Source organism: Streptomyces cadmiisoli, from assembly GCF_003261055.1.
Classification (GTDB): domain Bacteria; phylum Actinomycetota; class Actinomycetes; order Streptomycetales; family Streptomycetaceae; genus Streptomyces; species Streptomyces cadmiisoli.
Map to the genome: position 1 here is coordinate 7,391,087 of NZ_CP030073.1, position 23,710 is coordinate 7,414,796.

The following is a 23,710-nucleotide window of genomic DNA, read 5'->3' on the forward strand; positions in this document are numbered from 1 at the left end:
CCGTCATCCACATGGGCGGGGGTTCGGCGCGGGTACAGCGAGCCCGGTGGGGAGGTGCGGGGCGGAAATACGCGTGCGACGCGCCCGCGGCTTCCGCATGATGGTCGATCATGTCGAAGCTTCCGCACCCCACTCCCGACGAACTGCGCCGCGAGCCCCTGCCCCTGCGCGGCCGCACCGCTCTGGTCACCGGCGCGAGCAGACGCGGCGGGATCGGACACGCGGTGGCACGGCGGCTCGCGGCGTACGGGGCGAGTGTCTACCTGCACCACCATGTCCCGCACGACGCCGCCATGCCCTGGGGCGCCGACAGGCCGGAGGACGTCGTCGCCTCCGTGCGCGAGGCCCAGGGCGACCCGGACGCCCGGATCGTCGCGGGCCCCGGCGACCTCGCCGATCCGGCCGCGCCCGCCGAGCTGATCGCCACCGCGGCGGCGGCCCTGGGCGGCCGGCTCGACATCCTCGTCGCCAACCACGCCCTCAGCGGATCCGACGGACCGCTCGACGCGATCGACGCGACCATGCTCGACGCGCACTGGGCGGTCGACACCCGCTCGGTACTGCTGCTGGTCCAGGCGTACGTGCGGCAGCGGACCGGGCTGCCGCAGGGCAGCCCGGGCGGACGCGTGATGATGATGGCCTCCGGCCAGGACATCGCGAGCGGTATGCCCCACGAGATCGCCTACGCCCTCCAGAAGGGCGCCCTCGCCTCGATCACCCGCTCCCTCGCCCCGACGCTCGCCGCGCACGGGGTCACGGTGAACACCGTCAACCCCGGCCCCGTGGACACGGACTACCTGACCGGCGAGGACCACGCGGCGGTGGCCGCGCGCTTCCCCGCCGGACGGTGGGGCATGCCCGACGACCCGGCCCGCCTCATCGCCTGGCTCGCCACGGACGAGGCGGGGTGGGTCACCGGAGAGGTGATCAACTCCGAGGGCGGCTTCCTGCGCTGACCGGACCGCCCCTCTGAGCCGGATCAGCTCCTCAGAACCGGATCGGCTCCCCAGAGCCGGGACGGCTTCTCAGAGCCGGGACAGCTCCTCCACGAGGTCGTCCAGACCGAGCGAGCCCTGCGAGAGTGCCGCCATGTGCCAGGCCTTGAGGTCGAAGGCGTCGCCGTGCCGCTCGCGCGCGTTGTCGCGGCCCAGCAGCCAGGCGCGTTCGCCGAGCTTGTAGCCGATCGCCTGGCCCGGGATCGTCAGATAGCGGGTCATCTCGCTCTCCACGAAGTCGGCGGGCCTGCTGCTGTGCGCGCCGAAGAACTCCTGCGCCAGCTCAGGGGTCCAGCGCTCACCCGGGTGGAAGGGGGAGTCCGCCGGGATCTCCAGCTCCAGGTGCATGCCGATGTCGACGATGACCCGGGCGGCCCGCATCATCTGCGCGTCCAGATAGCCGAGCCGCTGCTCGGGGTCGGTGAGGAAGCCCAGCTCGTCCATCAGGCGCTCCGCGTACAGCGCCCAGCCCTCGGCGTTGGCGCTGACCCCGCCGATCGTGGCCTGGTAGCGGGAGAGGTCGCCCGCGACGTGCGTCCACTGGGCGAGCTGGAGGTGATGGCCGGGAACGCCCTCGTGGTACCAGGTCGAGACGAGGTCGTAGACCGGGAACCGGGTCTGGCCCATCGTCGGCAGCCAGGTGCGGCCCGGACGCGAGAAGTCCTCCGACGGGGGCGTGTAGTAGGGGGCGGCCGCGCTGCCGGGCGGCGCGATGCACGACTCCACCTCGCGCACCCGCTCGGCGAGTTCGAAGTGCGTGCCGTCCAGGGCCTCGATCGCCTGGTCCATCAGCTCCTGGAGCCACTGCCGGACCTCGTCGACGCCCTCGATGTGCCGCCCGTGCTCGTCGAGGTGGGCGAGCGCCACCCACGGCGTCTCGGCACCGGGCAGGATCCTCTCCGCCTCCTGCCTCATCTCGGCGAGGATGCGGTGGAACTCCGACCAGCCGTAGGCGTACGCCTCGTCCAGGTCGAGGTCGGTGCCGTTGTAGTAGCGCGACCAGCGGGCGTAGCGCTCCCGTCCCACGGTGTTCGGCGCGCCTTCGACCGTCGGCGCGTACACGTCGCGCATCCAGTCCCGCAGCTCCACCACCGCCGCGGTGGCGGCGCGGCCGGCCTCGTCGAGCTCGGAGCGCAGCGACTCGGGACCGGCGGCCGCGAAGTCCTCGAACCAGCCGCGGCCCGAGCCGTCGCCGTCCGCCCACTCGGTGAGCTGCTCGACAAGGGTGGCCGTGGGCCGCGGACCCGCGTAGAGCTTGCGTTCCAGCCCGAGGGCGAGGGAGTCGCGGTAGCCCGACAAGGTGGCCGGCACGGCCCGCAGCCGCTCGGCGACGGCCGCCCAGTCCTCGTCCGTCCCGGTCGGCATGACCGTGAACACCTCGCGCACCGAGTGCACGGGAGTGCCCAGGTTGCCGACCGTGCGCAGCCCCTCGTCGGCCTCGTGCACGGCGAGCGCGGCGGTGAGCCGTTCGCGCAGCAGCCGGGCGCAGCGGCGTTCGATGTCACTGTCGGCGCCGGGCAGGCGCTCGGCCTCGTCCAGCCGCGCGAGCGTGCCGCGCGACAGTTCCGCCAGCGCCTCCTGGCCCTCGGGCGAGAGGTCGGGCAGGCGGCTGGAACTCTCCTTCACGCCGAGGTACGTACCGGTGATCGGGTCGAGGGCGATGAGCTCGTCGACATACGCGTCGGCGACCTCACGGGGCAGCAGGCTCTTGGTCTGTGACATGCGCACCATCCTCATACCAGGTGGTGCCACTCGTCACCCTGATTGAGCCGAGGGCGAAGGCGGCAACAGAGGGCCGCAGTCCCATCGTTGGAATATCAGCCGCGTCTCGACCCGGGCCACCTCGCGCCGGGCCGTGAACTCGTCCAGCACCAGACGTTGCAAGTCCGTCATGTCCGCGACCGCGACATGCACGAGGTAGTCGTCCGGTCCGGTCAGATGGAAGACGGTCAGCGACTCCGGCAGGGCCCGGATCCGCTCCACGAACGGTCCGACCAGTTCCCGCCGATGCGGTCTGACCTGCACCGACAGCAGGGCCTGGAGGCCACGCCCCAGCTTGGCCGGATCCAGGCGCAGCTGATGACCGAGGATCACGCCGGCCCGCCGCAGCCGTGTCACCCGGTCCAGGCAGGTCGACGGGGCGACGCCCACCTGAGCGGCGAGATCGCGGTAGGTCGTCCGGGCGTCGTTCTGCAGCAGCCGCAACAGATCGAGGTCCACCGGATCCAGTACGACAGATTCGGCCATTGGCCGAACGTAACACGGTCATCGGTCACCTCGACCCGGCCGGTGTTCACGCTTCCGCCCATGGACACGCCCATGGACATGCCATACGGAGCGCACCGGAACTCCGCACCCAGAGCACTTGCCACCGAGGCCGTGCACGCCGGCCGCGACGACCTCGCCCGCCAGGGTCTGCACGCCCCGCCCATCGACCTGTCCACCACCTACCCCTCGTACGACAGCCGGAGCGAGGCCGAGCGCATCGACGCGTTCGCGGCCACGGGCGCCGAACCCGACGGGCCGCCCGTCTACGGCCGGCTGGGCAACCCGACCGTCGCCCGTTTCGAGACCGCCCTGGCCCGTCTGGAGGGCACCGAGTCCGCCGTCGCGTTCGCCAGCGGCATGGCCGCGCTCAGCGCGGTCCTGCTCGTACGGGCCGCCGCCGGGCTGCGCCATGTCGTGGCGGTACGGCCCCTGTACGGGTGCAGCGACCACCTCCTCACGGCCGGACTGCTCGGCTCGGAGGTCACCTGGACCGATCCCGCGGGCGTCGCGGACGCCATCCGTGCGGACACCGGACTGGTCGTCGTGGAGTCCCCGGCCAACCCGACGCTCGCCGAGATCGACCTGCGGGCACTCGCCCACTCCTGCGGCTCCGTCCCGCTGGTCGTGGACAACACCTTCGCCACACCGGTACTGCAACGCCCCGTCGAGCAGGGCGCCCGGCTGGTGCTGCACAGCGCGACCAAGTACCTCGGCGGTCACGGCGACGTGATGGCGGGAGTCGTCGCCTGCGACGAGGAGTTCGCGGGGCGGCTGCGGCAGGTGCGGTTCGCCACCGGCGGAGTGCTGCATCCGCTGGCCGGCTATCTGCTGCTGCGCGGCCTCGCGACGCTGCCGGTCCGGGTGCGCGCCGCCTCAGCGAACGCCGCCGAACTGGTCCGCAGGCTGTCCGCCGACCCGCGGATCGCCCGCGTCCACTACCCGCGGCTGGGCGGCGCGATGATCGCCTTCGAGGTGCACGGCGACCCGCACGAGGTGATCGGCGGGGTCCGGCTGATCACCCCTGCGGTGAGCCTCGGCAGTGTCGACAGCCTGATCCAGCACCCGGCGTCCATCAGTCATCGCATCGTGGCCGCGGACGACCGGCGCGACGCCGGCGTCAGCGACCGGCTGCTCCGGCTGTCGGTGGGCCTCGAGGACGTCGACGACCTGTGGGCCGACCTGGACCAGGCCCTGCCCGAGAGGCCGGCGGACCGGCGGTCGGCGATGACGCGGGCGAGGACGGCGGACGCCTGATCCGGTTTCCGGCCGGTGATGAGGCGGGGGCGGGGAGTGCGGACGGCTGATCCGGCTTCCGGCGTCCGGCCGGCGACGACGCGGGCCAGGACCGCCGGCTTGGCTTGCCCCCCCGCCTCCGGGCCCGGCTCCCGGCCGGGACCGGAGGCGGCCCCGGCTCCCAGCCGTTGATCAGATCGAAGGCAGTTGGTCGGTTGTCGCCGGAGATCTGCCCGACGGCCGCTGATCGGGCCGGGGCCGCAGATCCGGCTGCGGGCCGCTGGTCGGGTCGCAGACCGCGGGTCTGGCCGCCGGCGGCTTGTGCGGCCGCCGGGGTGGACCGTGTGTCCGGCAGCCGGCAGCCGGCAGCCGGCTGCCGAGCGGGGGTCGGGGTAGGCCGGGGCTGGTCGGGCGTTGGGGCGGACCGGGGTGGCCGGGCCGTAGGGACCGGCTCGGTGGGCTCAGGGGGGTGGGTCAGGGGTCGGCCGCCGGGGTGGACCGTGTGTCCGGCAGCCGGCAGCCGGCAGCCGGCTGCCGAGCGGGGGTCGGGGTAGGCCGGGGCTGGTCGGGCGTCGGGGCGGACCGGGGTGGCCGGGCTGGGAGGGACGGCTCGGTGGGCTCATGGGGGTGGGCCAGGGGGCCGGACGCCGGGGGCCGACCGGGGGGCGGGGCCGGTCAGGGGTCGTCGGGCGTCGGGGGCGGACCAGGGCGGCCGGGCCGCGACGTGTCGGCCGGCCGGGCCAACGGGGGCGGAGGCCGGTGGGCTTCCGAGGCGGGGGATCGCTCGACCGGGAGGGGCCCGGTTCGAACGGGGGCATGGGCCGCCCGGCGGCGGGGAGGGGGTCGCCGGGCGGGGGATGTCCCGGCGGGGGAGGGGCCGTCCCGGCGACGCCGGGACGGCCCCGGCTGTCTCAGTCCCGGACGGTGCGCTCGTCGAGCCGCCCCAGATCGTACGGCAGGCTCGAACTCACCGGCGTCGCGTCCAGCCGGGCCGTGATCACCAGTGTGCCCTCCTCGATCTGGAAGTCGAGGGGCAGGCCCAGTCCGCGCATCGCGGCCACCATGCCGGTGTTGGACGACTGCGTCACGGCGTACACGCTCTCGCAGCCCGCCTCGACCGCCATCGACACCAACCGGCCCAGCAGCTCGCCGCCGATGCCGCGCCGCTGCCACTCGTCCTCGACGAGCAGCGCGACCTCCGTCTCGTCCCCGTCCCACAGCAGATGACCGAGACCGACGATGCGGCCGGTGGCGGTCTGCACCGCGAGGGTCCGGCCGAAGCGCGGGCTGAGCAGATGGTTGAGGTAGCGGTCCGCGTCACCGACCGGCCCGTGGTACCGCATCGACAGCGTCCGCTTCGAGCACCGCTCGTGCATGTCCTTCGCCGCCTGCACGTCACCGGTGTCGGCCCGGCGCACCGTGATGGCGCCGCCCTGCGGCAGCGTCAGCACGTCCTGACCGCGTGGAACGCGCGGCCCCAGCCGGGCGTCCAGCTCCACCAGCGCCCGTGCCCGCGCGAACTCGGTCGGTGTGAACGGCAGATACGGCCGCTCCACGGTGATCACTCCACCTTCCGGTGCTCGCAGCCGCATCACGGCCTCCTCCAGAACCCCCTCCACGGGAACGCCGGTCGTTCCGCGGTCGTTCCCGGCCGGGGCGGGCAGCGAGCGGATGGTGCACCGGCCGAGCAACTGCCGCAGCGCAAGAGGCAGTTCGGCTCCGTCCAGGGCGGTGCGGGTGGCCAGGCCGAGGATCCGGGTCGGCGCGTCCACCAGGTCATGGGCGTCGGCCCGCTCGATCCAGGTGTCCGCGCCACCGGCGACCGACACCGCCCGGGTGACCTCGGAGGCCGAGAGGTGGGCGGGAGCCCGCAGCAGGAACTCGTCGACCGTGCCGTCACCCAGTGGGTGCGTCTGGAGGCTCAGGATGTCGACCCGGTGTTCGGCCAGGGCCGCGCACAGCGCCGCCAGCGAACCGGGTTCGTCCCGCACCGTCGTCCGCATGCGCCACAGCGTGCCCTCCTCCGCCGCGGCGCCGGGGTTCGCGGGGGCCGGCGCGGGCGGCCCGGCCCGCCGCTCCGGGGAGGGCGGCCGGGCGCCGGTATCGCCGGCGGGCGGAGCATGGCCGCGGCGTGACCACCATGTGTGGAAGGCGACCGTGGCGAGCAGGACGACCGCCGAGGTCACCAGCAGCTCCGGGCCGTCGGGTCCGTGACCGACGAGGTTCGCCACCGCGTCCGCCACCGCGACGGCGGTGAAGAGGGCGGCGAGTTCGACGACGTCCCGCCGCCAGTGGTGCACGGGACGACCGTTCTTCGCGCGCGTCACATCAGACATGTCTCGACTCATGCAGCCACTGTGAAGGAAGCGTGTTGCGTGATCACGAACGCTTTGTGACCGATCGGTAAAGTGTGTTCTGCCCCCTTTGTTGTTCTTTTTTCAGATGTGCTGGATCAGACGTGTCCGCCAATATGTCGTCCCTGCTCAGGCGGCTGGACGTCGGCGTCGCCCACGTGCCGGCTGTGTCAGGCGGCCAGTTCCCCGGCCAGCGAACTGCGCAGCCGGCGGGCCTGGGTCACCAGACGCGACGCGCCGCGCCGGTCCGCCGTCTGCGCCAGGTGTGGCAACTCGCCACGTGCCCCCGACCGCTCGGCGCACTCGGCCGCCACCGCCAGCAGATCGCCCAGTCCACGCGGCGGCGTGGCGGACCCGGCCGTCGCGAGATCGGCGAGCAGCACCGGCAGCGTGTTCCGGAGGATGCCCCAGACGCAGGAGGTGGCCCCGGTGGCCGCCGCGTTCCGCACCGACTCGGCCAGCCGCTGCGGCTTCACCGCTCCCCGGCGTATCAGCTGACCGAGGTCGGTGCCGAGCCGCGCCCCGTCCAGTTGCCCGCGTGCGGCCAGCACCAGCAGCGCGTCCACGGCGGCGAGCCGGTCCTCGGGATGCCGGGCGCCCAGACCGTAGGCCACGCCCAGATGGACGGCTTCGCCGGCCTCGCCGTCCGCCTCGGCCAGCAGCGGAAGTATCGCGGCGGCGCCCCGTGTGTCGTCCACGGCGAGTGCCGAGAGATCGCGCAGCAGTCGTGCGGCCACCAGTTCGCGCCGCTCGGGGAGCACGGCCAGCCAGTACGGCCGTACGGCGCTGCTCCAGTGGTGGCAGTACCGGCTCTCCCCGAAGGCGCTCACCGGTCTGCCCAGCGGGTGGAACTCCGCCGGGAGGCCTGCCTGCAGCTCCATGACCTCACCGAGCTCGATCAGGACGCGCGACCCCGAGGTCCGGCGCCGGCTGACGAAGGAGACCGGAGCCTCGCAGACCAGCCACCGGGCGAGCCGGGTTCCCTCAGGGGATCCGAGGGCCGCCGCCCCGCGCGCCGCCGACGCGGCCTCCTCGCGGTCCCCGCGCCGCACCCGCAGCAGGGCCTGGGCGAAGTCCGCGTCCGAGACACGGGCGCCCAGCCGCTGGTACGTGTCGAGTCGCTGCACCAGCTCGGTCGGATCCAGCAGGCCCGTGCCCCAGGTGGGGGTGGAGAGCAGGAAGGGCATCGGATCGGTCCGTATCCGGTGGGCAAGGTTCCACACGCGGCTTTCCAAGGCCCGCGACAGGGCGCTGTGCACGCAGCCGTGGTCCTTCGTCCCCCGCTGGATCCGGGAGTCCAGTGTCGCGGTGCTCAGCTTGCCGCGCAGGGTGGCCAGGACGATGTCCAGCATTTCCGACGGGTGGGACAGGCCCCGCGGGGCGCTGCCGAACCGGTCCGTCCAATGGGCTTCGGCGGCGTCCCACCAGCGGCGGCTCGTCACCGGTTCCAGGGCCTCCAGCAAGGATTCCCGGTCGTCGTACCAGTGGCGCACCAACCCGTCCAGCACCCGCTCCAGGTCGGCCACCGTGGGTTCGGTGGCCAGCGCCGCTCCCACCTCCTCGGCGAGTTCCTCGACCGTCGCCGGTGCCGGCGGCAGCCGCGTCGGCTCCGGCGCGGGCGGCAGCACCTCCTCGTACGCCACCGGCTCGGGTGCCGTCGGGGACACGCCCAGCGCACGGGCCGCCCGGACACGCAGACCGGGGATCAACTGCTCCGCTGCCGCGACCAGTTCCGCCCGGGCCTCGGCGGAGCTCAGGCGATCGGCGTGGCGCTCGACCAGCTTGAGCGCACGCTCCTGAACGTCGGAGTCGCTGTGCCCGAAGGCCTGTGCGGCGGAGGGCAGCAGTTCGTCGGCCGTCGTCCTGTCCCGAGTGAGGACCTTGCCGAGCAGGACGAGCTGCGTCCGCACGAGCTTCCTCTCGGTCCGGAACAGCACCGCGTCCGACAGATCCGCGAGATTGCGTGGCGTCAGCTCGCCGTCGAGGGCCAGTGCGCCCAGGACCGTCTGGGCGTGCGAGGCGATCGTGGACGTGCCGTCCGAGGCCAGCGCTAGCCAGTCCGCGATCCGCTCATGTTCCTCGTCGCGGGTGAGGGCCAGGGTTTTCAGCAACCGCAGGAACACCCGCTGGTCGGTGGTGGGTCCGCCGCGCAGCAGCCGGGCCACGCACGCGTCGACCGTCGCCGACCGGTCCAGGGCGCCCACCGCGGTCAGCTGCGCGAGCGCACCCGTCCAGCTGTCCGGACCTTCCTGGTTCGGCCATTCCAGTGTGCCGCCGATGTCCGCGGTCTCGAACAGTGCCGCCGCCAGCAGCCGCAGATGCGGATCCGACCGCAGCCGGTCGCACAGGGTGCCCCCGCGCTGCCAGGATCCGCCGTGGTGGCCGACCCAGCCCCGGACATAGGCCTCCGTCGTCGGCACCGGGCAGCCGGACAGCCGCACCAGGCCGGCCATCAGCTCGTAGGGCACCGACGCGGAGACCGGACGCTGCGCCAGCCGGTGCGTGACGTCGGCGAGCCAGTCGGTGTCCCGGTCGCCGAGCACGTGCAGCAGCAGCGCGGGTGACACTCGCGACCAGCGCATGTCGGCGGCGGCCACCCAGCTCGCCACGCCCGCGGCCCCCGTCTGGCAAGCCGCTCCGGCCACGTGCAGGGCGGGCAGGGCGCGACGGGACGTCGCGTTCCAGGGAGCTGTGCGCAGCTCCTTGCGCAACTCCTTCAACTCCGGGAAGCAGGCCCGCCGTTCGGTGTCCGTCATCCCGTCGAGCAGGCTCACCGCCTCTGCCGTCCGGCCCGCCCTGACCGCTGCCATCAGTGAACTCATCGCTCGCCCCCGCCGACGTTTGCCGCCATCTGCTCCACCGCGTCCACGGCGTCAACCGCGGCGCCCCGCCGCACCATCCGTACCGCCAGCGCGTGCTTGCACGGCCCGCGCCCGCCCCGGTACTTGGCCCACCACAGGCAGCTGCAACTCAGCTCCCCCGCCCGGTCGCGCACCCGGTGGACGTGCCCGTCCTCGGCCGTCACCGTGGCCACCGCACCCTCCAGGGCGACCGCGCCCGCCGCCACCAGCGCGCGGGCGGATCGCAGACGCGGGTTGTGCTGGCCCACCCGCTCGGCGTCGTACGGCAGCTCCCGGTGGAAGTAGGCTGCCTCCGCCACGTCGTATCCCACGCGCCCGGAGGTGCCGAGGCGGACCAGCGCGGCCCGGACGCGCTCCGCGGTGAGGCCGGAGGCGGTGGCGAGGTCGGCGACGTCTATACGGGGCTCCCAGGCGAGCAGCACCGAGATCAGCTCGGCGTCCTCCGCGGCCTCGTCCGTGGCGAGCGCGTCGAGGACTCCGCCCTCGCCGGAGAATCCGCGCGAGGCGTCCGGGGACAGTGTCAGGGTGAGCCGCATGCCGGGCAGGACCGCCTCCCACGCCGCGGCCGTGGGCGCAGCGCCCGTCACGGCAGGGCCGTACACCCGCAGCGCGGTGGCGTGGCGCAGCACCCGCTGGAGCGCGACCAGCCGCTCCGGGCCGGGCAGGCACACCGCGCCGGGCACCGCCCGTGTCGTCGGACGCAGCCCCTGACCCGCGGGAACCACCCAGCGCGCGCCTGCCGAGGCGCCCCGCGACGTGGCGCGCGGCAGGGACCGCAGGAACCGCACCGCCTCGGCGGCCGGGAGCTCGGCCCGCAGGTCGAAGCCCGCGGCGATGACCTGGGCCTCCGCGAAGCCGCGCAGCCAGCGGTCGGGCAGCGGGACCTTCCGCTCCACGACCGGACCGTCCACCGTGGTCACGGACAGCTCGTCCGGGCCGACGCGCATGTGCAGCGGGTCGGCCGACCCGATCCTCGACAGGGCGTCCCGCAAGGGGTTGTTGACGTCCACGTTCGTCGTGCCGTGGCCCACCTCGCCGCCGTCGAGTCCCGGCGCGAGCACGTCCAGGCGTGCGTACACCCCGCCGCAGCCCGAGAAGGACTCGAAGCGCAGCCTGTCGCCGTTGCCCGTCACCACCGGGTCGAGCGAGGCGGGCAGCTGCCGCTGGTAATAGCGCGTCGCCGCCACGTCGGCCACCGCCAGCAGCCCGGCCGCAGCCACCTGAGGAGACGTCAGGAAGCCCGCGAAGAACTGCGGATGGTCCCGCACGCCCGAGGGCGTCGCCCCGCGTGAGGTCTCCAGCCCCAGGCGCTGTCCGTCCACTGCGGACTCCAGCACGGAGGGTTGCCGATAGGCCACGGCCTGCAAAGATCGCGTCATGGGAAAACGGTAGAGGCGACCACTGACAATCGGCCGTGACCTGCGAAGGCACCTCCGATCAGGGCGCGTTGAGGCCGTCGTGCGAGTGCCTCGCGCCGGGGGATGACGCCGGCGCGAGGTACCCGCTACGAGACTACGGAACCTACTGCCCGACGGGCCCCGGCCGCAGCACCTTCGTGCACACCACGGTGCCCTTCTGCTCGCGCAGCCGCACCGCCGCCCTGCGTGTGGCGCCGCACCGCCGCCCTGCGTGTGGCGCCGCACCGTCCGGCCGGTGGCGCCGCACCGTCAAGCCCGTGGTGCCGCCGTCGATGTCGGCCGGCCGAAGACCGGTGGCCGTCCGCCGGCGGGGCGTCCGCCGGGTCGGCGCCCTCACGAACACCCGCTTCGGGAGGAAAGCCCCCGCGGGCAGGACAGGGCGGCCGTGGACGCACGCCGCAGCGTCCTGCGCGGCTCCCTGGCGAGCCCACACCTTCTGATGCGCCGCACCGCACACACCTTCCACGGGTGTTCAGCCGACACGAGACACCAGGGGGCGTACAGGCGCGCGAGCAGGCGGCCGGGACGACGCGTCACGGCTTTGCGAGGGGTGGCCCCGGCCGACGCGTAAACAGCAGTGAAAGACGCAAGCAGGGGGCGACCGATCCCGGGCCCCGGTAGCTGACGCGCAATCCTGGAGTGGTCGTGGACGCCAAGAACCGTTTCGAGACGAGGACCACGTTCGCCTTGTCACGCATCGAATGGCTGGTCTTTCTGGTCGTTTCCCTGGTACTCGCCTTCCAGTACCGTTCGGAGATCCGCTGGGGCGTCTTCCTGGCATTGTTCGCGGTGATCGACGTGATCGGCTACATTCCCGGTGCGATCGCCTTCAGACGCAGTCCCGACAAGCGCGTCGCCCGCGGCTACTACGTGGCCTACAACGTGATGCACAGCCTGGTCACAGCGGCGGTGCTGGCCGGCGCCTGGGCCCTGCTGGTCGGGCCGGAATGGGCACTGCTCGCGCTGCCCGTTCACCTCATGGGCGACCGGGCGCTGTTCGGGAATTCACTGAAACCCTTCGGAGTCTCCTTCGAGCCGGAAATGCACCCGGCCTGCCAGGATTTCGAGCGGAATTACCGGGCCGGTACCGGCGGATCCCGGCCCCCGGTGGAGGACGGCCATGCAGTCCGCGCTTGACACCCTCGCCGCACACGGCGACAACCCCAGTTCCTTTCTCGCGCTCAACAGCGGGAACGAGTACTTTCACGACGACCGCATGACCGGAACCTGTGCCTATCGGAGATCGGGGCGCTACACACTCCAGTTCGGCGGCCCATTCTGCGCGCCGCAACACCGGGAGCGGCTCCTGGAGTCCTTCGTGGCGCACACCGGGCGACGCCTGGTCGCCGTACAACTTCAGCGCAACGACGCCGAGTTGTACCTACGGAGCGGATTCACGGTCAACCAGATCGGTGCGTCGTACGCCGTGGACCTGTCCCGTTTCACACTGCGCGGGAAGCGGTTCGTACGACTGCGGAACAAGATCTCGCGAGCCCGCCGGGAGGGCCTCGAGGTGGCCGAACTCGCCCATGACGACGACTGCGGCGAACTGGACCGACTGGACCGGCACTGGCTGCGCGACAAGGGCCGGCACGGAAAGGAGCTGCGGTTCCTCGTCGGCCAGCGGGGCGGGCCGCTGCAGCGCCACCGCAGGCTGTTCGTCGGCCGGATCGCGGGCACCGCCGTCGGATACATCAACTACGCGCCCGTCTACGGCAGCCGCCCCGGCTGGCTGCACGACCTCAGCCGCCGGCTGCCCGACGCGCCCCCCGGGGTGATGGAGGCGCTGAACTCTTCGGCCATCGAGCGCTTCACCGCCGAGGGTGCCGCCTGGCTGCACTTCGGTTTCACCCCCTTCACCGGCCTGGCCGACGAACACGAACTGCCGGGCGCCGGCCGCGGGTTCGCCCGGTTCACCCGCCTGCTCGCCGAGCACGGAGAGGCCGTCTACCCCGCCGCCTCGCAGCTCGAATACAAGGAGAAATGGGCTCCGCACGCGGTCCTCCCGGAGTACATCGCCTTCCTGGGCCGACCGCGCCTGGGCGCCGTGTGGCAACTGCTGCGCGCCACCAACTCCCTGTGACCGACACCGCCGCGTAGTTCCCCTCATCCACTCACCCGGAGGACCGGACACCGATGAGATTCCTCGAGCGAGAACGCGCCACGCTGGCCAAACTGCTGCCCGACCTGGACCCCGCCCTCCAGGAGACGCCGCTGATGGAACTGGAGCGGCCGGGCAGCCCCGGCGTCGGGCTGTTCCGGGACAGCGGCGGCCCCGGCCTGCTCGTCCCGGAGGCCCACCGGGGCCGCGGCGCCACCGCCGTGGACGCCCTGCGTGTGCAGCGCGCGATCGGCAGCCGCTCGCCGTCCCTGGCCGTGGCCACCACCATGCACCACTTCTCGATGGCCACACTGGTGGGCCTGGGCGCCCTCGGCGACGGCTTGGAGTGGATGCTGGTCGAAGGCATCGCGTCCACCAACCGCATCATCGCCTCCGGCTTCGCCGAGGGACGCAGCGGCGCCGGCATCCTGGAGCCGTCGATGACCGCCACCGTCGCCGCGGACGGCGTCCACATCAACGGCGTCAAACGCCCGTGCAGCCTCGCGCGCTCCATGGACCTGCTCACCGCCGGCGTCCTGGTGCCCCGCGAGGACGGGCAGGGTGACGAGGTCGCCGTCGCACTCGTCCCCGCCGAGAGCGAGGGCCTGAGCGTGACGGGCTTCTGGTCCAGCAGCTTCCTCGCCGGAGCGGAGAGCGAGCAGGTCACGCTCACGGATGTCGTCGTCCCCCCGGAGTTGCTGCTGCGTACCTCGACGCCAGCGGGGCAGCGGCTGGACGAACTCCAGACGGCCGGTCTCATCTGGTTCCAGGTGCTGATGACCGGCAGCTATCTGGGCGCGGCCGGCGCGCTGGTGGAGCGGGTGCTGCTCAACGACCGCATCCCCGAGCACGAACGGGTCCAGCTGTACGTCGAGTCCGAGGCCGCCGCGACCGCCGCCGAGGGGGTCGCCCGCCGGATCGACGACGGCGACCTCACGGAGGCCACGCTCGCCCAGGCGCTGTGCGTGCGGTACGGCGTCCAGGACAGCATCGCCCGTACCGTCCCGCGCGCGGTGGAGCTGCTGGGCGGACTCAACTTCATGACGTCCGACGAGGTCGGCCACCTGGCCGCCTGCGCCAACGGTCTGGCCCTGCACCCGCCGTCCCGTCCCCGGATGACCGGCCCGCTCGCCGGGTACCTGGCCGACCGGCCGCTGACCGTCGCCTGACGTCCGACCGGCGTTGCTTGCCGGACCCGAACCGCGCGTATCCCGTATCGCGCACCGAGCCAGGCGGTACGCCCCGGCCACTGGCGCGTCGGCCCCTTCGCCGGCCCGTCCCGTTCCACGCGCGTGCCCGTCCGTCCTCCCGCCCCGTTCCACGCGCGTGCACACCCACCCCGCTTCACATGCACGCCCGCACGCCCGCACGCCCGCCCGCACGCCCGTCCGTTCGCCCGCCCACCTGCCCGCACGCCGCCGACGCCCGGCGGCCGAACACCCCTTGGGGAGCCCGCCCATGGCGCCACCCGCCCCGCGTCCCACCGTCCCGTCTCAGTCTGAGTCGCCGTCGCTGTTACCGGCCGCCGGTGACCGGCCCACCCTGCTGCTCACCGGCGGCTCCGGCGTCCTCGGCCGGGCCCTGATCGACGAACTCTCGCCCGACTTCGACCTGCTCTGCCTGCGCCGCAACCGCCCCTTGCGGGATCCCCGGGTGCGCGAACTCGAAGGCGACCTGCTCGCCCCGCGGCTGGGCCTGTCCGCCCTGGCCTGGCACGAACTCGCCATAGCGGTCGACGTCGTCGTGCACTCCGCCGCCGAGACCAACTGGCGCACCCCGCCCGAGCACATCCTGCGTACCAACACCCGCGGGACCGAGACAATGCTCGACCTGGCCGCCCGCGCCGACGCACCGGTCCATCTGGTCAGCACCGCTTTCGTGGCGAACACTCCGTCCGCGGAGGACGAGGAGCGCTTCCCGGGCGCCGCCGCCTACCTCGTGTCCAAGGCCGCGGCCGAGCAGATGGTGCGCGACGCCGATCTGCCCGGAACCCTCGTACGCCCCTCGGTCGTCATGGGCGACTCCGTGACCGGGCGGATCGCCGGGCAGCAGGGACTGACCAAGACGATCGGGTCGATGGTTCTGGGGCAGGTGCCCGTCCTGCCCGGCGCTCCCGACGCCCGGGTCGACATGATTCCGCAGGACTACGTCACCAAGGCGATCGGCGACCTGGTGCGGGGCGGGGTCTGCGACGGCGAGTACTGGCTCACCGCCGGCAAGGAGGCGCTCCTGCTGCGGGAGATCACCGACGTCTGCGGGGAGTTCGCCGTCCGCAGCGGTCTGCCCCGGCCGCACCGGCCCCGCCTCATCCCCGTCGACGCGGTGCACCGGCTGCTGCTGCCCATGCTGGAGGGCACCTCGCTGCCCGAGTCGGTGCGCCGGCGGTTCCAGCACTACGCCGAGCTGCTGCTGGTCTTCCAGAGCGAGCTGCCCTTCGACTCCTCGCTCGGCGAACCGCACTGCGGCACACGTCCGACGCACTCCGACATCCGCGCCGCGCTCGTGCGGAACCTGGAGAGCTGGGCGGCCGAACATCCCGGACTGCTGCGCCGGCACCGCGTCCGGCCGGTGACCACGATCCCCACGGAGGCCGCGTCATGACCGTGTTCCCGCCGGCCGTGCCGACGGCCCAGGACACCGGGGCCGACCTCGTCGAGCTGTACCTGCGCCACATCGGCTCCGGCCGCGCCGTGATGGGCCGGGTGATGGGCGGCATGGCCGAGGTCCGCTCGGAGGGCTGCTGGATCCATACCGATGACGGCCGCCGCTTCCTGGACTTCGGCGGCTACGGCGTCTTCCTGCTCGGGCACCGGCACCCGGCCGTCGTCGAGGCGGTGCATCGGCAGATCGACACCCATCCGCTGGCCAGCCGCGTCTTCCTGGAGCCGGTCGCCGCCCGCGCGGCCCGGGCACTGGCCGCGCACACGCCGCCCGGCCTGGACTACATCCACTTCGTCAACTCCGGAGCCGAGGCCACCGAAGCCGCCTTGAAACTCGCCCGCGCACACGGCCGCAGAACGATCGTGACCACCCGCAAGGGCTTCCACGGCAAGACCCTCGGCGCGCTCAGCGTCACCGCCAACGCCACCTACCAGACGCCGTTCCAGCCGCTCCTTCCGGACACCGTCCAGGTCGCCTTCGGGGATCCCGCTGAACTGGAAGCGGTCCTGGCCTCCCGGCGCGACCGGGCCTGCGTCATCGTGGAACCGGTGCAGGGCGAGGCCGGGGTGCGCATCCCGGAGCCCGGCTACCTCCGGAGAGTGGCGGCGCTGTGCCGGGAGCACGGCGCCCTGCTGGTCGTGGACGAGATCCAGACCGGGATGGGCCGGCTGGGCACCTGGTGGGGTGTGGACACCGAGGACGTGCGCCCCGACGTCCTGCTCGTGGGCAAGGGCCTCAGCGGCGGAGTCGTCCCCGTCGCCGCGATGGCCGCCACCGAGCAGGCGTACGCCCCGTTCAGCCGCGACCCGTATCTGCACACCTCCACCTTCGGTGCCTCACCGATCGCCTGTGCCGCCGCGCTCGCCACCGTGGAGACGATGGAACGCGAGGACACCGTCGCCCGCGCCGCCGCGCTCGGCCGACGCGTCCTCGCCGGGGTGCGCGCCGTGTGCGCCCCGTACCTGGGTGGCCTGGTCACCGAGGTGCGCGGCCGGGGGCTGCTGATCGGCATCGAGTTCGCCGTGGAGCGGACGGTCGGTGAACTCCTGCTGGAGCTGATCGCGCGGGACGTCCTGGTCAACCACTCCCTCAACGCCAACCGGGTGCTCCGGCTGACCCCGCCCGCCGTGGTCGAGGACGTCGCGCTGGAGACCTTCTTCCGCACGCTCGCGGACGCCCTGCACATCACCGCGGCCCGTATGGCCGTGTGACCCACCTCCGGAAAGGAACCGAAGACCCATGCGCCACGTGGTGCTGCACGCGATCGTCGACGGGCTCGAACCCGACGCCGTCTACCGACGCATCAGTGACTTCCGCCGCTACCCCGAGTTCACCGACACGGTGCGCGAGGTCCGGGTCGACGCCCCGCTGTCCGACGGCACCCTGGTGTCGGAGTGGACGGTCGTCTTCCGGGGCGGCCTCATGTGCTGGCGGGAACGCGACACACTGTCGCCCGAGACGTACTCCCTGACCTTCGAGCAGCTCAGCGGCGACTTCCAGACCTTCGAGGGGAGCTGGAGCTGCCAACCCCGCGGCGGCGGCACCCTCGTCGTCTTCACCGCCTCCTTCGACCTCGGCATCCCCACGCTGGCCGAGATCCTCGACCCGGTGGCCGAGTCGACGCTGCGGGCCAACATCGCCCGGATCCTCGCCGGACTGGTGGGCGCGGAGGTGATCGATGAGTGCGCCGCCGCCGCTCACGGCTGAGCGAGTGGGCACCGGGACGCCCACCCGGCCACCCGCGACGCACGAGCCGGAGTTCCGGCCACCGGGGGAGCCGCTGCGCGAGGAGCCGGGCCCCGGAGCGGCCCGCTGTCTCGGGCTGTACGCCAAACTCGCCGCGGGCGTGGCCGTCCTGACGGCACGCGGTGACGACGGCCCGCTCGGACTGACCGTCTCCGCCGTCACCTCGCTGTCGGCGCGCCCTCCCCTGCTTCTGGCGTGCCTGCGCGACGGCTCCCGCACCCTCGCCGCGGTGCGAGCCCACGGCGCCTTCGCCGTGCACCTGCTGCGCGAGGAACAGCACGGCCTTGCGGTGCGCTTCGCCCGCCCGGACGCCACCGCGGCCCAGCGCTTCGCCGGCACGGACCTCCGGCAGGTCCTCGGCGTGCCGGTGCTCTCGGGCACCCTCGCCTGGTCGGTCTGCCTGGTCGAGGACGTGCGCCGCTACGGCGACCACCGACTGGTCGTCGGACAGGTGGCGGCCGTGCACGTGGGCGGAGGACGCCCCCTGCTGTGGCACGACCGCCGCTTCCGGGCACTGACCGAACTCGCCCCGGACGACGCCGGATGACCAAACCGTCGTCCGGAGTGCCCGCCTGGGACCCGGCACAACTGCCCGCCCAGCCCCCGCTGCACGGCGCCGTCACCGCGGACGTCGCCGTCGTCGGAGCCGGCCTGGCCGGGCTGTCCTGCGCGTACCACCTCGCGCGGCGCGCACCCGGCCTCGACATCGCCGTCGTCGACGCCGAGCGGCCCGCGGCCGGTGCCAGCGGCCGGGGCACCGGCCTGCTGGGTCCCCGGGCCGGTCCGCCGATCGACCGCGCGGTGCGCCGCTTCGGACCGTCGACCGCGCGCCGGATGCACCTGGCCAGCGTGCGGGCGGTCGAGCAGGTCCGCACGCTGTGCACCCGGCTCGACGTGGCGTGCGGGCTGCGGCCGGGCGAGCAGATCATGGCGACACGCGCGCGTGGCGGACTGGTCGCCCTCGCCCGGCAGGCGCGCGCCTACCGCGCGCTCGACCTGGACGCGCCGGTCGTCTCCGGCGCCACGATCCGCGCCCGGATCGGCGTCCCGTACACCGCGGGGCTGCTGCACCGCACCGCCGCCACGCTCGATCCGGCCGCCCTGACCTGCGCCCTGGCCCGCGCCTGCGCGGCCATGGGCGTGCGCTTCTACGGGAGCAGCCCACTGCGCGCCGTGCGCCCCGGCCGTCCGCGGGGCGCCGAACTGGTCTTCCCGCACGGCAGGCTGGACGCGGGGCAGGCCGTTCTCGCGGTCAACTCCTCGGCATCGGCCCTGGGCCTGCCGGTCGGCACGATCCTCCCCGTGGAGGTGTACGCCGTGGCCACCGCACCCCTCGGGCCCACGGCGTACGAGGCACTGGGCGGGCGCGCGGGCCGCGCCCTGGTCGACGCCGTGCCGCTGGCGCCCTACTTCCGGCTGCTGCCGGACGGCGGACTGGTCGCGGGCGGCGGCACCGCGATCGCCGCTCCGGACGGACTCGGCGCGAGACGGCTCCAGGCGGGACGCGAGCGGGCCTGGACCTGGCTGTGCCGGTGGCTGCGCTCGCTGCACCCCGAGCTGTCCCAGGTGACCGTCACGCACCGCTGGTCGGGCCGCGTCGGTATGACCGGCGACGGCCTGCCGGTGGTCGGACCGGTGCGCGGCCTGCCGGACGTCTGGTACGTCGGCGGCTGCTGCGGACACGGCCTGGCGATGTCGGTCGCGCACGGCGCGCACGTCGCCGGGGCCCTGCTGGGGGAGCCGGCTCCGGCCGGTCCGCTGCCGTGGCACCGGTCGGCCGCCCCGCTGCTGCCCGTCGGCGGACGCGCCCGCCCAGTGCTCCGGGCCTACGTGGGCACCCTCGGCGGCCTCGCCCGGTACACCTGCTGAACGTACAACGAGTGCTGCCGACCTCGCCCGACACGTCCACCGGCCCGCGGAGAACACGCTGAACCCGTCGAATCCCCCAACCTGCCGGCCCCCGACGCCTCCCGGCCCCCCAAGCTGCTGGCCCTCGATGCCTCCCGGGCCCCCCGGACCCGCCGGCCCCCGGGACGCCTCCCGGACCCGTCGGACATGGCGCCGCCCACCCCCGAACCCAACCCCCCAACCGCACCGCACCGACGACCCGGAGACCCCATGCTGCGATCCCAGCCCGGCACCGACGGTCACCTGCCGCCGACCCTCCCCATGGGTGCCGCGGACATCGCCTACCACCTGGCGACCCGGGGCAGACCCCTGCCGGTCGCCTTCGTGTTCGCCTTCACGGGTCGCGCACCGAGCCTGGACGCGCTGCGCGCCCGGGTCGCCGAGCGCGCCCATCACATCCCCGCGCTGCGCTACGGCATCGAGCGCCGCCGCCGGCGTCTGGTGCTTGCCGACCGGGTCGCCGTCGAGCGGCATGTGCACGAGGCCTGGCTGTCCGACGACACCGACGGCTCGGGGACGGGCAGGCTCATGCTGGCCCGCCCCATGACCGCGGAGGGGCGACCGCCCTGGCAGGTGTGGCTGGTGCACGGGCCGGACGGCGGCTACACGCTGGGATACCGCAGCGACCACACCCTCCAGGACGGCGTCGGCGCCGCCCACACCGCGCGCGCCCTCCTAGACGACCACCCCGACGACGGGCCGCCCGGACACCCCTGTGCCTGGCCGACCGCGCGGGGCGTCGCCGACGCGCTGCGCGACGTCACGGCCTCGTTGCGCGCCCCCGTGGCCAAGCCCGCGTTCGCGATGCCGGTCACCGGCCGCACGCGGGTCTGCCACGCGGACACCGCCCTCACACGGCTGCGGTTGATCGGCCGTGAGCACGGCGGCACCGTGAACGACGTGTATCTCGCCGCCCTGGCGCACGCGGTCCGCGTCTGGCACCTGAAGGAGACCGGTACCGCGCATCCGCCGCTGCCGGTGGCCGTGCCCATGTCGGTGCGTGCGGCGGGGGAGGAGACCGCCCCCGGCAACAGGATGGTCGTGGCGCGGCTGCTGCTGCCGTGCGACGAGGTGTCCCCGAAGAAGGTCCTGGCCCGTACCGTCGCGGCCACGGGCAGGATGCGTACGAGCCGGCAGCGCGACGCCGTCCGGCTGATGCTGGCGGCCGCTCCCCGGGCGTTCGGCGGGCGGATCGGCACCCGGCTGGTCAACGGCGCCGTCGTGGCCGGGCCGGCGAGCAGTGTGAACTTCGGTGACGCACTGGTCCACCAGGGGGCCGCGTCCCGGCGGGCCGCGGTGTTCTCGGAACTCGCCGCCGGTGTACGGATGATGACGACGCTGACCGGCCAGCGCGACACCGCCTGTCTGACCCTCGTGCACGACGAGGCGCTGCGGAACGCCGGTGACCTCCCCGACCTGTGGCTCGCGGCACTGCGGGAACTGGAGCGGGCTTAGGTCCTGACGTCCCCGTTTTCCGCCCCGCTGGGCGGACCGCGGCCCCGGGGTCACCTCCCGGGGCCGCGGTCCGGTTCGCTCGTCGGGTCCGGTCCGGTACCCGTCAACGCCCTTCGCGCGTCCGTCAACCCCCTTCGCGCAGTGTCCCCGTGGTCAGGAACACGCAGTGCGCGTCGGCCTCGGTGAGCAGGGGCAGATACGGGGAGAGGCGCTGAACGACATAGGGCAGCGCGAACAGGTCGGCGGTCCGGGCCTGCCAGCCGTGCCCGGCCCACCAGCGCTCCGGCGCGTCGAGCTGCCAGTGCCAGGCGATCCCGGTGGTCGACAGGGCGTCCAGGAAGGGCGCCACGAACGACGAGGACGCGGCGCGCGCGTTCACGCACTCCGCCCCGAAGGTGCTGCCCGGTGCGGACAGCTTCGTCATGGTGCGCACGACGGACTCGACCGTGTGCGGCTGACGGTGGTACAGCAGCGTCTCGGCGAGCCACGCGGTGGGCCGCAGCGGATCGAGTCCCGCGGCCACCAGGGCATCGCCCCAGTCCCCCGCCGGGTCGGCCCCCACGGCACTGTGCCGGCCGCAGGAGGGCCGGCACCCGTCGAGGACCCGTTCCTTGAAGGCCAGGACGGCGGGTTCCTCGACCTCCAGGACGTGCACGCCCGTCGGCCAGTCGAGCCGGTACGCGCGTGTGTCGAGACCGGCGCCCAGCAGGACCACCTGCCGGCAGCCGGAGCGGGCGGCGGCCAGCAGGTGCTCGTCGAAGAACCGGCTGCGCACGGTCGCCCAGTCGGGCAGCAGCCGCTGCAGCGGGCCGTCGCCGGGCGGACCGGTGTCGGCCCCGGCCGCCCGGAGCAGGTCGGCCGCCCACGGATCACGGACGTAAGGCTCCGGCCTCTCGTGCTCCGCGGCGTGCGCGGCCGCGGTCCACAGCGCCACGCGGGAGAGCCCGCCGGGCGGGGAGGCGGGCGATGGCGGCGGTGCGGGTGAGGGCGGTGGTGCGGGTGACGGCGGCGGTGCGGTGTCGGGCACGGGAACCTCCTTGACGGGAGTGGTGCGTGGGAGCGGCGAGGGGGGGGTGTCAGCCGGACCGGCGGCGGCCGACCACGAGCGCCAGCGCCGCGAGAGCCAGCAGACCGCCGGAGGGACGCATCGAACGCTGACCGCCCGCCGCCGCGGACGTGCGCGGTTCGTGGACGTTCAGTGCGAACTGCCGGTTGGCGATGTCGGCGAGCACGCCCCGGCACTGCTCGGGGCTGGTGACCGCCGTGAGCAGCAGCTCCATGGAGTTGCGGGCGAACTGGTGACGGCCGAGGAATTCCCGGCCCAGCTCGAACAGGATTTTCGGTACCTCCCCTTGGAACACCTCGGGCAGGGTGATCTCCGGGGCCAGGTAGCGCACCGAGCCGTCGAGGTTGGCGAACGACTTGCCGAGCAGTGACACCGACGGCGGCGAGCCGATGCCGCGTTTGGTCGCCTTCGCCAGCACGGTGGTCAGGGAGACACCGAAGTTCAGGTCCTCCAGCGACAGATGGGACACCTTGGGTACGAACGCGGCCATGTCGGCGGCGAACGCGGGCATGTCGGACCACGCCGTCATCCGGCCCATACCGGCCCAGTGGTGTGCGAGACCGGCCCCGTCGTTCTGGGCCAACGTCATGAAGAGGGGAAGAAGTTGGAGACTGGTGCGCCGGTCGAGCCGGCCGACCATGCCCCAGTCGATCAGCGTCGCGGGTCCTCCGGGTGCGGCGAACACGTTGCCCGCGTGCGGATCGGCGTGGAAGACACGGTGCACGAAGTACCCGCGGTACATGAAACGCAGCAGGTCCTTGCCGATCTCGATGCGCTCGTCGTCGGTGAAGTGGCCGCGGTCGATGTGCCGTACCGAGGTGCCCGGGGCCAGTGACTGGACGAGGACCCGGCCGCTGGCGTGCAGCACCCTGGGCACCTGGAGCGTGCGGAAGGGCCGGATGTTCTCGCGGGCCTCGTCCATGTTGCGGGCCTCGCCGGTGAAGTCCAGTTCCGGCTCCATCGCGTCGAACACGGAGCCGAGCATGGCCTCGATGTCGATGACCTCGTTGAACCGGGGCGCCACGCGGGCCACGATCCGGGAGGCCCGGCGCATCAGGGCCATGTCCGCGAGCACGCCCTCGCGGATCCCCGGCCGCTGGATCTTCACCACGGCGGGGCGGCCGCCGGGCAGTGTCACCCGGTAGACCTGGGCGAGGGAGGCCGCCCCGAGCGGGGCGGTGGTGTCGATGTCGTCGAAGCGCAGTTTCCAGTCCGGTCCGAGGTCACCGGCGAGCACGGGCTCGAACACCGAGAACGGCTGGACGTCGACCTGGTCGTGCAGATTCTGGAGCTCGTCGCGGATCGTCTGCGGCACCATGTCGGGCCGGGACGACAGGATCTGACCCAGTTTCACATAGAACGGCCCCAGGGACTCCAGCGCCCGGCGCACCGCCCTGGCCCGCCGTTGCTCGGCACCGGCGGAGGCCTGCGCGGCCTCCGCCGGGGGCGGCTCGTCCCGTTTCGAGCGTCGGCGCAGCCGCGCGGTCTGTTCGACCTCGTCGACGACGAGGCTCCCCAGCACCTTGACCACGAGACGCAATCGGTCGCCGACGACAGATGCCATCCTGTGTGACTCTCCTCAGCTGGAAATCGGTGGCCGGGACGGCCGCCGTGCGCTCGGCGCAACCGGACGGGCGGAACGCG

General features: G+C 73.5%; 18 protein-coding genes. 11 read left to right on the top strand and 7 right to left on the bottom strand.

Annotation, left to right across the window (positions count from 1 at the left end):
- The first annotated feature begins 110 nt into the window (after positions 1–110).
- The gene (locus DN051_RS32575) at positions 111–956 is read left to right on the top strand and encodes an SDR family oxidoreductase (RefSeq protein ID WP_112440260.1); all 846 of its coding nucleotides are present in this window, start codon (positions 111–113) and stop codon (positions 954–956) included.
- A gap of 69 nt (positions 957–1,025) precedes the next feature.
- Here DN051_RS32575 and DN051_RS32580 read toward each other — a convergent pair whose 3' ends face one another.
- Positions 1,026–2,717: a DUF885 domain-containing protein gene (locus DN051_RS32580; protein ID WP_112440262.1), complete on the bottom strand. Its 1,692-nt coding sequence runs from the start codon at positions 2,715–2,717 to the stop codon at positions 1,026–1,028.
- Positions 2,718–2,750: 33 nt separating this feature from the next.
- Positions 2,751–3,242 carry an Lrp/AsnC family transcriptional regulator gene (locus DN051_RS32585; protein ID WP_053761455.1) on the bottom strand — a complete coding sequence of 164 codons (492 nt, stop codon included), beginning with the start codon at positions 3,240–3,242 and terminating at the stop codon, positions 2,751–2,753.
- Between the two features lie 72 nt (positions 3,243–3,314).
- Here DN051_RS32585 and DN051_RS32590 point away from each other — a divergent pair, with 72 nt between their 5' ends.
- A complete protein-coding gene (locus tag DN051_RS32590; protein WP_234388960.1) occupies positions 3,315–4,517 on the top strand; it encodes a trans-sulfuration enzyme family protein in 1,203 nt (400 codons plus the stop codon).
- 890 nt (positions 4,518–5,407) lie between these two features.
- Here the strand turns inward: DN051_RS32590 and DN051_RS32595 are convergent.
- From DN051_RS32595 to DN051_RS32605, 3 genes are all read right to left on the bottom strand, one after another.
- Positions 5,408–6,832, bottom strand: coding sequence for a GNAT family N-acetyltransferase (locus tag DN051_RS32595; RefSeq protein WP_199314730.1), 1,425 nt, complete (start codon positions 6,830–6,832; stop codon positions 5,408–5,410).
- 188 nt (positions 6,833–7,020) lie between these two features.
- Positions 7,021–9,672: a DUF7824 domain-containing protein gene (locus DN051_RS32600; RefSeq protein ID WP_112440264.1), complete on the bottom strand. Its 2,652-nt coding sequence runs from the start codon at positions 9,670–9,672 to the stop codon at positions 7,021–7,023.
- Positions 9,669–11,090 carry an SWIM zinc finger family protein gene (locus DN051_RS32605; protein ID WP_112440266.1) on the bottom strand — a complete coding sequence of 474 codons (1,422 nt, stop codon included), beginning with the start codon at positions 11,088–11,090 and terminating at the stop codon, positions 9,669–9,671. The genes DN051_RS32600 and DN051_RS32605 overlap by 4 nt, the downstream gene beginning before the upstream one ends.
- A gap of 684 nt (positions 11,091–11,774) precedes the next feature.
- On the opposite strand from DN051_RS32605, the gene DN051_RS32615 reads away from it, so the two are divergent.
- From DN051_RS32615 to DN051_RS32655, 9 genes are all read left to right on the top strand, one after another.
- Positions 11,775–12,266, top strand: coding sequence for a hypothetical protein (locus DN051_RS32615; RefSeq protein WP_112440269.1), 492 nt, complete (start codon positions 11,775–11,777; stop codon positions 12,264–12,266).
- A complete protein-coding gene (locus DN051_RS32620) occupies positions 12,250–13,212 on the top strand; it encodes a bifunctional lysylphosphatidylglycerol flippase/synthetase MprF (RefSeq protein ID WP_112440271.1) in 963 nt (320 codons plus the stop codon). The genes DN051_RS32615 and DN051_RS32620 overlap by 17 nt, the downstream gene beginning before the upstream one ends.
- Positions 13,213–13,265: 53 nt before the next feature.
- Entirely contained in the window at positions 13,266–14,399 is a 1,134-nt protein-coding gene (locus tag DN051_RS32625; protein WP_112440273.1) for an acyl-CoA dehydrogenase family protein, read from the top strand.
- Between the two features lie 289 nt (positions 14,400–14,688).
- The gene (locus DN051_RS32630) at positions 14,689–15,831 is read left to right on the top strand and encodes an SDR family oxidoreductase (RefSeq protein ID WP_053757405.1); all 1,143 of its coding nucleotides are present in this window, start codon (positions 14,689–14,691) and stop codon (positions 15,829–15,831) included.
- A complete protein-coding gene (locus DN051_RS32635) occupies positions 15,828–17,102 on the top strand; it encodes an aspartate aminotransferase family protein (protein ID WP_112440275.1) in 1,275 nt (424 codons plus the stop codon). Before DN051_RS32630 ends, DN051_RS32635 begins: the two co-directional genes overlap by 4 nt.
- A 28-nt stretch (positions 17,103–17,130) precedes the next feature.
- Positions 17,131–17,598, top strand: a complete 468-nt coding sequence (locus DN051_RS32640) for an aromatase/cyclase (protein ID WP_112440277.1) — start codon at positions 17,131–17,133, stop codon at positions 17,596–17,598.
- Positions 17,570–18,184 carry a flavin reductase family protein gene (locus DN051_RS32645; RefSeq protein WP_112440279.1) on the top strand — a complete coding sequence of 205 codons (615 nt, stop codon included), beginning with the start codon at positions 17,570–17,572 and terminating at the stop codon, positions 18,182–18,184. Before DN051_RS32640 ends, DN051_RS32645 begins: the two co-directional genes overlap by 29 nt.
- Positions 18,181–19,506, top strand: a complete 1,326-nt coding sequence (locus tag DN051_RS32650; protein ID WP_112440281.1) for an NAD(P)/FAD-dependent oxidoreductase — start codon at positions 18,181–18,183, stop codon at positions 19,504–19,506. The genes DN051_RS32645 and DN051_RS32650 overlap by 4 nt, the downstream gene beginning before the upstream one ends.
- Positions 19,507–19,755: 249 nt before the next feature.
- Positions 19,756–21,000 carry a wax ester/triacylglycerol synthase domain-containing protein gene (locus tag DN051_RS32655; protein WP_199314732.1) on the top strand — a complete coding sequence of 415 codons (1,245 nt, stop codon included), beginning with the start codon at positions 19,756–19,758 and terminating at the stop codon, positions 20,998–21,000.
- Positions 21,001–21,124: 124 nt separating this feature from the next.
- Here the strand turns inward: DN051_RS32655 and DN051_RS32660 are convergent, their stop codons facing one another.
- Positions 21,125–22,027 (bottom strand): SAM-dependent methyltransferase, encoded by a 903-nt coding sequence (locus DN051_RS32660; protein WP_112440283.1) that lies wholly within the window; start codon positions 22,025–22,027, stop codon positions 21,125–21,127.
- Positions 22,028–22,076: 49 nt separating this feature from the next.
- The gene (locus DN051_RS32665; RefSeq protein WP_053757670.1) at positions 22,077–23,630 is read right to left on the bottom strand and encodes an ABC1 kinase family protein; all 1,554 of its coding nucleotides are present in this window, start codon (positions 23,628–23,630) and stop codon (positions 22,077–22,079) included.
- Positions 23,631–23,710: the final 80 nt, after the last annotated feature.